Source organism: Aeromonas sp. R1-2 (genome assembly GCF_040908505.1).
Taxonomy (GTDB): domain Bacteria; phylum Pseudomonadota; class Gammaproteobacteria; order Enterobacterales; family Aeromonadaceae; genus Aeromonas; species Aeromonas veronii.
Genome location: NZ_JBFODU010000003.1, coordinates 25235 through 35673 on the forward strand (window position 1 = coordinate 25235; position 10439 = coordinate 35673).

Sequence of the window (10439 nt, forward strand, 5' to 3'; positions counted from 1 at the left end):
GAGATGTAAAGCCAAGAAGGGGCGCCAGCATACCCAGCGCCCGTCCGGATGAAAAGGATCAGGCGATGGGCAAGCGGATGGTGATGGTCAGCCCGGTCGGGTGATTGTTGCTGGCCGCAATGGTACCGCCGTGGCGCTGTATTGCCTCCGAGGCGATGGCCAGCCCCAACCCGGTGCCGCCAGTCTTGGCGTTGCGGGCGTCATCGACCCGGAAGAAGGGCTGGAACAGCAGCGCCTGCTGCTCGTCTGGCACCCCGGGGCCGTCATCCCGAATGGTCATCACCCACTCCTGCCCCTCCCGATACCAGTCCACCTTGATGAACTCGCGGGCATATTTGAGGGCGTTTCGCAGGGGGTTCTCCACCGCCCGGGCCAGCAGCTCGGGCCACATCTGGATCGACTCGGCAGGTAGCGGCGGCAGTCTGAGCTGTTTGCCGCTCTGATTCGCTTCGAACATGGCATCTTCGAGGATGGGTTCCAGCAGGTCGGCCAGCGGGTGCACCACCGGTGCCTCCACATGCTGCTGCACCCGCGACAGATCCAGCAGATCGCCGATCAGCTTGTCCAGCCGCCCGATCTCCGATTCGATCCGCGCCAGCTCGGCGCTGTCACCCTGCTTGCGGCGGATCAGCGCCTGCGCCAGTTGCATCCGGGTGAGGGGGCTGCGCAGCTCGTGGGAGATATCGGAAAGCAGCTGTTTCTGCTTCTGGATCATGCTCTTGAGTGTCTCCACCATGCGGCTGACGTTATCCGCCAGCTGGCCGATCTCGTCGCCCCGTCCCAGGTTGGGGATCTGTACCTCCAGATTGCCGGCCGCCAGTTGGGAGACCGATTTCTGCAACTGCAGGATGGGCCGGGTCAGCCGCCAGGCGAGCAGCAGGCAGAGCGGGGTGCTGACCAGCATCGAGATGCCCAGAATGCGGATCGGGTGATCCAGCACCTGAATGAACAGGAACAGGTAGGGGTTCTCGGCATTGAGGCCGAAATAGACGTGATAGCGATGACCGTGGTGCTCCATCAGGAAGGGGCCGGCGATCGCCTTGCGATCCTCGTTGCCCAGCATGGGATTGGCCGGGTCATCGGCGTCCACCATAAAGCGCACCACGAACTTGCGCGGATGGGTGGTGGACTGGATCTGCCCCTTCTCGTCGCGCAGGTAGACGTTGTCCACCGGCAGCATGGCGATCTTGTCCATCGCCTTGGCCAGATCAAAATCCTGATCCGGCTCGGCGGCGTTGAGCAGGGCCTGCACGTTGTTCTGCATCCGCGCGACTTCGTGGGTCGGCAGCGGGATCTGGTTACGGGGATCCAGGGTCGGCAGGCTGATCACGGCGGCCAGCATCACCAGCAGCATGAACCAGAACCAGAGGAAGATGTGGGTCGAGATCCCGTTGAGGGAGTTGATGCGCTCTATTCTTGCTCTAGCCACAGGTACCCGCGCCCCCGTACGGTTTTGAAGCGTGGCTGGCCATCGGTGCGGTCCGGCAGCTTCTTGCGCAGGTTGCTCAGGTGCATGTCGATGGCCCGATCGAAGGGTTCCAGCTTCTTGCCCAGCACCTGCTCGGAGAGGTGGCTCTTGCTGACGATCTGGCCGGGATTACGCAGCAGGCACTCCAGCAGCCCGAATTCGGTGGCGGTCAGCTCCAGCAGCTGTTCGCCGCAGCGGGCCTGCTGCAGGCCGGGTTGCAGCACGATATCCATGAAGTGCACTTCGTCGGAGGAGTTGCCGCGCTGGGGCGGGGCGCTCTGGGTACGGCGCAGGATGGCGCGTACCCGGGCTAGCAGCTCCCTGTCATCGAATGGCTTGGCCAGATAGTCGTCGGCACCCGCTTCCAGACCGTTGACCCGATCCTGGCTGTCACCGCGGGCGGTCAGCATCAGCACCGGGGTGTCGTGGGTCTTGCGCAGCTTGGTCAGCATGGCAAAGCCGTTGAGCTTGGGCATCATTACATCCAGCAACACCAGATCGAAGCTCTGCTCCGCCAGCCGTTGCAGCCCCTCTTCACCATCCTCGGCGACCGTGACCTGAAATCCCTCCAGGGTCAGAATTTCGGTGAGCAGTTGGGTCAATTCAAGATCGTCGTCGACCAGGAGTATTCTGTTCATCTGGTGTTATTCCGCAGATTTTCGCGCCAAACTGACGCCGGGGTCAGGGTATAATAAGTTTTTCATCGCCAGAGGAAAGCCGGTTTTGAGCCATCAACAATATTCCCGTTGGGTGACCTTTGCCAGCATAGCGGCGGTCACCACCGCTACCTTGCTGATCATCGGCAAACTGATCGCCTGGTTGATGACCGACTCGTCGACCCTGCTGGCGTCGCTCACCGACTCCTTCATGGATGTGAGTGCCTCCATCATCAACCTGCTGGCCATTCGCTATGCGCTGGCCCCAGCCGATGACGAACACCGTTTCGGTCACGGCAAGGCGGAGTCGCTGGCTGGCCTCATCCAGTCGGCCTTTATCTCCGGCTCCGCCCTGCTGCTGGTGATGCACGGAATTTCATCCCTGCTCAATCAGGCGCCTATTCTGCGGCTGGAGGCGGGTCTCTGGGTCAGCGGTGGCTCCATCGTGCTGACCCTGCTGCTGGTCAGCTTCCAGAGCTTTGTCATTCGCAAGACCAACAGTGTGGCCATCAAGGCCGATATGCTGCACTACCGTTCCGATCTGCTGCTCAATGCCGGTGTCTTGCTGGCGCTGGTGCTGGCGGGGCAGGGGTGGTATTGGGCCGACGGCCTGTTTGCCATCCTGATCGGGCTATTCCTGTTGTGGGGGGCGGGACACATCGGCTACGAGTCGGTGCAGGCCCTGCTCGATCGTCAGTTGCCAGCGGAAGAACAAGCGAGAATAATGGCGCTCTGCTGTGCCGTAGAAGGTGTACACGGCGTACATGACCTGCGCACCCGTCAATCCGGGCCGACCCGATTCGTACAGTTGCATCTTGAACTGGATGATCAGATCCCCCTGGTCAAGGCCCATCAGATCGCCGATGAAGCCGAGCTGGCGGTACGCCAGGCATTCGAGCGGATGGATGTCATCATCCACATGGACCCCATTTCGGTGCTGACAAAAGAACAACAGAGCCCTCACCCAGAACAACAATAGGCTGCAACATGGATGAACTGGTTGCCAAAACCTGGCACAAAATTCAGCAAGAAGCGGAGTGCATGGCGGCCCAGGAGCCGATGCTGGCCAGCTTCTTCCACTCCACCATTCTCAATCACAAGAATCTGCGTTCGGCCCTCAGCTTCCAGCTGGCCAACAAACTCGACAGCGCCACCATGCCCGCCATCGCCCTGCGCGAGGTGATCGAGCTGGCCCTGCGCAGCGAGCCCGAGCTGCTGACGGTAGTGGCGGCTGACATCTGCGCTGTGCAGGAGCGGGATCCTGCGGTCGATCTCTTCTCCACCCCGCTGCTTTACCTCAAGGGGTTCCATGCCCTGCAGGGCTATCGGGTCGCCAACTGGCTGTGGCGTCAGGGGCGCCGCTCGCTGGCGCTCTACCTGCAGAACCAGATCTCGGTGGTGTTCGGGGTGGATGTGCACCCGGCCGCCCGTATCGGCAAGGGGATTATGTTCGACCACGCCACTGGCATAGTGGTGGGCGAGACGGCGGTGATTGAAGATGATGTCTCTATCCTGCAAAGCGTGACCCTCGGTGGTACCGGCAAGGAGAGCGGCGATCGCCATCCCAAGATCCGCGAAGGGGTGATGATAGGGGCGGGCGCCAAGGTGCTCGGCAATATCGAAGTGGGCGTGGGTGCCAAAATTGGCGCGGGCAGCGTGGTGATCAACCCGGTGCCGCCTCATACCACGGTCGCTGGCGTACCCGCCAAGATCGTCGGCCGTCCGGAGTGCGACAAGCCTTCACTGGATATGGATCAGTGTCTCTGATCTCCCGGCCGGAGTAGTCGATGGCCAAGCGTTGGTCGGGTTATCTGATTTTGGGGATGTGGCTGCTCAACCTGCTCCATCTCTATCTGGGACTCTCCCCCTGGCCTGCTGCCATGGCTGCCTGGGGGGCATCACTGCTCACTTGGCCCTGGCTGGTGGGGGCTGCCAAGCGGCAGGCGCTGGCCCTGTATGGCGCGGCGCTGTTGCTGCTCATCTTCTCCTGGTGGCAGGGAGCGACCCTCACCGCCGGTGACTGGCTGCTGCCCAACATAAATATGCTCACCATGTTTGCCGCGGTGAGCACCCTCAACCTGGCCACCTCAGGGCTCTTGACCGGCACCACCTCCTGGACCGGGCGAAAGGGGCTGTGGAGCACCATGGCCAGCCTCAATCTGCTGGGGGCGGTCATCAACCTCTCGGTGCTCTTTATCATCGGCGATCGGCTGGAGCGCAATGGCACCCTGGAGCGGCGCCAAGTGATGGTACTGAGCCGGATCTTCTGTGCCGCCGCCTTCTGGTCACCCTTCTTTGTCGCCATGGCGGTAGCGCTCACCTATGCGCCGGGCTTGCAGCTCTCCCATATTCTGCCGTTCGGGATCCTCGCCGCCTTGCTGGCGATGGGGCTGACCGCCTGGCAGGTGGAGCGGATCGGAGTGGCCGACTTTGCCGGTTATCCGCTGCGGTTGCAGACTCTGGGGTTGCCGGTCACGCTGGCGCTGCTGGTACTGCTCATCAAGCAGATCTGGCCCCAGCTTGGCATTCTGGCGGTGATCGCGCTGGTGGCCCCGCTGCTGGCGCTGCTCTTTATGCCGAGGGCCGGGCGCAAGGCGGCCCTCAAGCGGCAGGTGGTGGAACGCTTTCCCGCCATCGGCGGTCAGCTGGTGCTGTTTCTGGGGGCCGGTTTGCTGGCGGCAGGCATCAACAGTGCGCTGTCGGTCATCGATCTTGGCTCCGGTCACGGCCTGCCGCTGTTCAACCACTTTGGCTGGCTTGAGGGATCCCTCACTCTGCTATTGATTTTGCTGGTGGCAATCGTCGGCGTGCATCCGCTCATCAGCATCTCCGGGCTGGCGCCGCTGCTCTGGCCGCTGGCGCCGGATCCCAGCCTGCTCGGCATGTGTTTCCTGCTGGGATGGGGGCTTGCCACCGGCACCAGTCCGCTCTCCGGCTCCAATCTGGCGCTGGCCTCCCGTTATAACCTCAGTGCCGGGTTGATCCTGCGCTGGAACCTGCGCTACGGCCTGCTGATGTATGTGGTTGCCTGTCTGTTGCTGGGGGCTTATATCGCCTTGCATGGATAACGGCGATTCCGTCGAGAGGGTGCAAATGATGCGCGGGCGGCGGGGTCTTTTACGCACGGTTCAGTGTGTTGTCGCGGCTCGGGCGCAGGATGCGAGAAAAATAGACGCATATTTAGACAATACATCTATGGAAGGCGCATTTTACAGCGCACTGGCTTGTTTGTGCCGATGCGCTCGGGGTATGCTGGCTTCACGCGCTTGAATCGCCCTCTGTGGGGCATCGCAATTGAACAAACAGGTATGCATATGTCACTAGAAGTCCTTGAGCAACTCGAATCCAAAGTACAATCCGCCGTCGACAACATCTCCCTGCTGAAGATGGAGCTGGACGAGCTGAAAGAGCAGAACAGCAAGCTGCAAGACGAGAACCATCAGCTGCGCAACGAGCACACTGCATGGCAGGAGCGTCTGCGTGCCCTGCTGGGCAAAATGGATCAGATGGGCGAAACCATCTAATTCATCGCCTTCAGGCAGAATTGAAAACGGGCCGCTCCATGAGCGGCTCGTCTGTTTTTGGCGGGATGGGAATTACAGCGCCAGCAGTTGCTTGACTGTCTTCTCGATGCCGTCTGCCGCTTCGACAATGTTGTTGGCCAGCATGTAGGCGGGGGTGGAGATCACCTTGCGCTCCTGATCCACTACGAACTCGTTGACCGGGCAGTTGAGATGGCTGCCACCCATCGCCTCGATGGCGTTGGCGGTACCCTCGTCATGGCCGATGGTCGCCAGCGTCCCGGCACCATAGATCAGCGGGATCATGGCGGGCGCGATGCAGATATAGGCGGCCGGTTTGTTGGCGTTGGCAAAGCTCTGGCACGCTTTCAGCACATCGGGCTGGATCTGGCACTCGGCCCCTTTGATAGCGAAGTCGCACAGGTTCTTGGCCGCGCCAAAGCCGCCGGGCACCAGCAGCGCGTCGTAATTGGCCGCATCCAGCTCGGCCACATCCTTTATCTGGCCACGGCAGATGCGGGCCGCTTCGACCAGCACATTGCGGCTCTCCCCCTCGCTCACTTCACCAGTCAGGTGGTTGATGACATGGAGCTGCGCCACGTTCGGGGCGAAGCACTGGACGGCGGCTCCCTGACGGGCCAACGCCAGCAGGCTGATGACGGCCTCGTGGACTTCGGCCCCGTCAAAGACACCGCAGCCACTCAAAATCACGGCCACTTTTTTCATGGCAAACTCCTCGTTGTTGAAAATGTGAGCCAGGATGGATTGTTGTACTTTTGTATGGTTATCGCTCGCCCTCCGCTGGTCAAGTCATCTTGCTGTGCTAGGATTGTTTCGTTTTGGATCCTGCCGTACCTACTCCCTTAAATCTTTTTCCACATTGATCGAGATCATTCTAACTGTCTCACGATCGGTTTTTACGATCTCAACGCATTGTTTTTAATGGATTTTTATATTCTTATGCACAGTTTTATCACTGTGCGCTCTGATGCGCCCCATTTTTGAACACAGAGTTATCCACAGATTGAGTCCCTTTATCAGGCGCTGTGTGCTGTTGCTGCGCCCCTTGGTGTGAGTGGGCCCCTGTGGCATCCTAGCGGCTGTTTATCTCTGGCAGGACGATTTCATGGCCCCTAGCAATCCCCTTATTCTGGTCGACGGCTCCTCTTATCTTTACCGCGCCTTCTTCGCCTCCCAGCAGGCTGATCTGCGCACATCGACCGGTTTGCCGAGCGGCGCCGTCCGTGTCATGGCCAACATGATGCGCAGCCTGCGCAAGCAATATCCTGACTGTCATGTGGCCGTGGTGTTTGATGCCAAGGGCAAGACCTTCCGCGATGACATCTATCCCGAATACAAGGCGACCCGTGCCAGTATGCCGGACGATCTGCGCAGCCAGGTTGCGCCTATCCACCAGATGATCAAGGCGATGGGCTTCCCCTTCCTGATGGTTGAAGGGGTTGAAGCCGACGACGTGATCGGCACTCTGGCCCGCCAGGCGACCGAGAAGCAGCTGCCGGTGCTGATCAGCACCGGTGACAAGGATATGGCACAGCTGGTCTCCGACCATGTCACCCTGATCGACACCATGAAAGATGTGAAGACCGATCGGGAAGGGGTGATCGAGAAGTTCGGCGTACCGCCCGAGCTCATCATCGACTATCTGGCCCTGATGGGTGACAAGGTCGACAACATTCCCGGCATGACCGGTGTCGGCGAGAAGACCGCACTGGCCCTGCTGCAGGGGATTGGCAGCATCGACGAGATTGCCGCCAACCTCGACAAGGTAGCTGCGCTCGGCTTCCGTGGCTCCAAGGCGTTCGCCGACAAGTTCCGCGAGCAGGAGGAGCAGGTTCGTCTCTCCTATCGACTGGCGACCATCAAGACCGACGTCGAACTGGAACAGAGTCTGGAAGAGCTGTTGCTCAAGCCGGTCGACAAGGAGTCCCTGCTGGCGGTCTATCGCGAATACGAGCTGCGCAACCTGATCAAGGAGCTGGAATCCGGTGGTGAAGAGGGGAGCGAGAGCGCCGGACAGGACGAGGCAGGCGATGAGAGCGCCGCTCCGGTTGCCGCCATCGAAACCGACTACCGCTGCATTCTGGACGAAGCCGAGTTTGACGGCTGGCTGGAACAGCTGAAAGCGGCACCGTTGTTTGCCTTCGATACCGAAACCACCAGTCTCGACTATATGGAGGCGCGGATTGTCGGCGTCTCCTTCGCGGTTGAGCCGGGCAAGGCTGCTTATGTGCCGTTTGGCCACGACTATCTGGGGGCACCGGTACAGCTGAGCGAGGCCGTGGTGTTGGGCAAGCTCAAGCCGCTGCTGGAAGATCCGACCCGTCTCAAGGTGGGGCAGAACCTCAAGTACGACCGCAACGTGCTACTCAACCACGACATCGACATGCAGGGTATCGCCTACGACACCATGCTCGAGTCCTACGTGCTCAACTCCACCGCCAGCCGTCACGATATGGATTCGCTGGCCAAGCGTTACCTCGGGGTTGAGACCACCTCCTTTGAAGATATTGCGGGCAAAGGGGTGAAACAGCTCACCTTCAACCAGATCGAGCTGGAGCAGGCCGCTCCCTATGCGGCGGAAGATGCCGATATCACCCTGCGTCTGCACCAGACCCTGTGGGGTCAGCTGGAGGCCGTGCCGGGTCTCGCCAAGGTATTCAGTGAGATCGAGCTGCCGCTGCTGCCGGTATTGGCGCGGATGGAGTTGCTCGGCACCACTATCGATCCCAAGTTGCTGCACCAGCAGAGCCAGGAGATCGAGCTGCGGTTGGCGGAGCTGGAGAAGCAGGCTCACGAGCTGGCTGGGCAGGAGTTCAACCTCTCCTCGCCCAAGCAACTGGGGGAGATCCTCTTCACCAAGCTGGGCCTGCCGATCATCAAAAAGACTCCGAAGGGGGCACCGTCCACCGCAGAAGAGGTGCTGGCCGAGCTGGCGGAGACCTACGAGCTGCCGCAACTGCTGATGGAGCATCGTGGGCTGGCCAAGCTCAAGTCCACCTACACCGACAAGTTGCCGCTGATGATCAAGCCCCGGACCGGGCGAGTACACACCTCCTATCATCAGGCAGTGGCGGCTACGGGCCGTTTGTCATCATCTGATCCCAACCTGCAGAACATCCCGGTGCGCAACGAGCAAGGGCGCCGGATCCGTCAGGCCTTTATTCCGAGCGCCGGTTACAAGCTGGTGGCGGCGGACTACTCCCAGATCGAGCTGCGCATCATGGCGCACCTTTCCGGTGACAAGGGGCTGCTGACCGCCTTTGCCGAGGGCAAGGACATCCACAAGGCGACTGCCGCCGAGGTGTTCGGCGTGGCGCTCGATGCGGTCACCACTGACATGCGCCGCAGCGCCAAGGCGATCAACTTCGGCCTTATCTACGGCATGAGCGCCTTCGGTTTGGCCAAGCAGCTGGGGATCGGTCGTGCCGAAGCGCAGAAGTACATGGATCTCTACTTCGAACGCTACCCGGGCGTGCTGGAGTATATGGAGCGTACCCGCCAGCAGGCGGAAGCCCAGGGTTATGTCGAGACCCTGTTTGGCCGTCGCCTCTATCTGCCGGATATCAAGTCCCGCAACGCCGGTCTGCGCAAGGCAGCCGAGCGGGCCGCCATCAACGCGCCTATGCAGGGCACGGCCGCCGATATCATCAAGCGCGCCATGATCACCGTGGACAGCTGGATCCGCGGTATCGAGGATGAGTCGATCCGCATGCTGATGCAGGTACACGATGAACTGGTGTTCGAGATCCGTGAAGAGAAGCTGGAGGAGTACATCGCCATCATCAAGGAGAAGATGTCGGCCGCTGCCGAACTGCATGTGCCGCTGCTGGTGGAAGCGGGTACCGGTGACAACTGGGATCAGGCCCACTGATTTCCGGTCAGCCGTTCTGCACGGCTATATAGCTATATAAGAAGCGAAGCCCGGCATTATGCCGGGCTTCCTGTTTCTGCCAGCCCTATCAGGTCTCTTGCAGATACTCATCCTTGAGCAGCACATAGTTGTCAGCCGAGGTCTTGAGAAAGGCGATCTCGGCAGGTTTGAGCGGGCGAGCCTGTTTGATGGGATTACCTATATATAGAAAGCCCGACTCGAGTCGCTTGCCCGGTGGCACCAGCGAACCTGCGCCGATCATCACATCATCTTCAACCACGACGCCATCAAGCAGAATGGCACCCATGCCGACCAGCACCCGGTCGCCGATGGTGCAGCCGTGAAGCATCGCCTTGTGACCCACAGTGACATCTTCACCGATCAGCAGCGGATAGCCGGTCGGGTTGCTGGCGCTCTTGCGAGTCAGGTGCAGCACAGTGCCGTCCTGAATATTGCTGCGGGCGCCGATGCGGATATGGTTCACATCTCCCCGCGCCGCCACCATGGGCCAGATGCTGGCGTCGTCGGCCAGCTCGATATCGCCCACCAGTGTTGCGCAGGGATCTACATACACCCGTTTGCCCAGTTGCGGGCGTGTTCCCTTATAGGGTCTCAGTCGCAAGTCCATCTTGGCCTCCTTGTTTTCGGCCATTCTAGCAATCTCGAACCGGTTTCTGTGGATAAGCTTGTATAAAAGCTGTGGTTGGATATGAATAACTAAAAAAGTGCTGTTTTTTGCAATTTTATTGCAGGTAAGGGGTTGCCAGAAAGAATCTGTTCCCTATAATGCGCCTCCATCGACAGGGTAAGCGGCAACGCAGAAAGCCAAGTCGATAACCTCGAAAACCCTTTGAAAATAAGGCTTGACTCGAGAAGGCGGTTGAGTAGAATTCCACTCCCGC

Annotated in this window: 10 protein-coding genes; 5 read left to right on the forward strand and 5 right to left on the reverse strand. The window is 60.2% G+C overall.

Annotated features, from left to right (window positions below):
- Positions 1-58: 58 nt before the first annotated feature.
- Both AB5Y76_RS00325 and AB5Y76_RS00330 read right to left on the reverse strand, forming a co-directional pair.
- Positions 59-1429, reverse strand: coding sequence for an ATP-binding protein (locus tag AB5Y76_RS00325; protein ID WP_005339547.1), 1371 nt, complete (start codon positions 1427-1429; stop codon positions 59-61).
- Entirely contained in the window at positions 1411-2106 is a 696-nt protein-coding gene (locus AB5Y76_RS00330) for a response regulator (RefSeq protein ID WP_005339549.1), read from the reverse strand. The genes AB5Y76_RS00325 and AB5Y76_RS00330 overlap by 19 nt, the downstream gene beginning before the upstream one ends.
- An 85-nt stretch (positions 2107-2191) precedes the next feature.
- Here AB5Y76_RS00330 and AB5Y76_RS00335 point away from each other — a divergent pair, with 85 nt between their 5' ends.
- The 4 genes from AB5Y76_RS00335 (at position 2192) to AB5Y76_RS00350 (ending at position 5648) form a co-directional block, all read left to right on the forward strand.
- Complete coding sequence (locus AB5Y76_RS00335; protein ID WP_005339551.1) at positions 2192-3103, forward strand: cation diffusion facilitator family transporter; 912 nt, start codon at positions 2192-2194, stop codon at positions 3101-3103.
- An 8-nt stretch (positions 3104-3111) separates the two neighbouring features.
- Positions 3112-3891, forward strand: coding sequence for a serine O-acetyltransferase (gene cysE, locus AB5Y76_RS00340; RefSeq protein ID WP_005339552.1), 780 nt, complete (start codon positions 3112-3114; stop codon positions 3889-3891).
- A gap of 20 nt (positions 3892-3911) precedes the next feature.
- A complete protein-coding gene (locus AB5Y76_RS00345) occupies positions 3912-5192 on the forward strand; it encodes a hypothetical protein (protein WP_236272742.1) in 1281 nt (426 codons plus the stop codon).
- 246 nt (positions 5193-5438) lie between these two features.
- Positions 5439-5648: a cell division protein ZapB gene (locus tag AB5Y76_RS00350; protein WP_005339554.1), complete on the forward strand. Its 210-nt coding sequence runs from the start codon at positions 5439-5441 to the stop codon at positions 5646-5648.
- Positions 5649-5720: 72 nt separating this feature from the next.
- Here AB5Y76_RS00350 and elbB read toward each other — a convergent pair whose 3' ends face one another.
- Complete coding sequence (elbB, locus tag AB5Y76_RS00355) at positions 5721-6371, reverse strand: isoprenoid biosynthesis glyoxalase ElbB (RefSeq protein WP_224969133.1); 651 nt, start codon at positions 6369-6371, stop codon at positions 5721-5723.
- Between the two features lie 400 nt (positions 6372-6771).
- Here elbB and polA point away from each other — a divergent pair, with 400 nt between their 5' ends.
- Positions 6772-9537 (forward strand): DNA polymerase I, encoded by a 2766-nt coding sequence (gene polA / locus AB5Y76_RS00360; RefSeq protein WP_263719175.1) that lies wholly within the window; start codon positions 6772-6774, stop codon positions 9535-9537.
- Between the two features lie 88 nt (positions 9538-9625).
- Here the strand turns inward: polA and AB5Y76_RS00365 are convergent, their stop codons facing one another.
- Positions 9626-10165 carry a gamma carbonic anhydrase family protein gene (locus AB5Y76_RS00365; RefSeq protein ID WP_263719176.1) on the reverse strand — a complete coding sequence of 180 codons (540 nt, stop codon included), beginning with the start codon at positions 10163-10165 and terminating at the stop codon, positions 9626-9628.
- 89 nt (positions 10166-10254) lie between these two features.
- The coding region (locus AB5Y76_RS00370) for a hypothetical protein (RefSeq protein WP_368177641.1) at positions 10255-10439 on the reverse strand (185 nt) is incomplete at its 5' end.

What these genes read in the sequence shown, in the direction of transcription:
- AB5Y76_RS00330 (WP_005339549.1), bottom strand. Translation starts at nt 2,106, where the DNA reads ATGAACAGAATACTCCTGGTCGACGACGATCTTGAATTGACCCAACTG.
- cysE (WP_005339552.1), top strand. Translation starts at nt 3,112, where the DNA reads ATGGATGAACTGGTTGCCAAAACCTGGCACAAAATTCAGCAAGAAGCG.
- AB5Y76_RS00345 (WP_236272742.1), top strand. Translation starts at nt 3,912, where the DNA reads ATGGCCAAGCGTTGGTCGGGTTATCTGATTTTGGGGATGTGGCTGCTC.
- AB5Y76_RS00350 (WP_005339554.1), top strand. Translation starts at nt 5,439, where the DNA reads ATGTCACTAGAAGTCCTTGAGCAACTCGAATCCAAAGTACAATCCGCC.
- elbB (WP_224969133.1), bottom strand. Translation starts at nt 6,371, where the DNA reads ATGAAAAAAGTGGCCGTGATTTTGAGTGGCTGCGGTGTCTTTGACGGG.
- polA (WP_263719175.1), top strand. Translation starts at nt 6,772, where the DNA reads ATGGCCCCTAGCAATCCCCTTATTCTGGTCGACGGCTCCTCTTATCTT.
- AB5Y76_RS00365 (WP_263719176.1), bottom strand. Translation starts at nt 10,165, where the DNA reads ATGGACTTGCGACTGAGACCCTATAAGGGAACACGCCCGCAACTGGGC.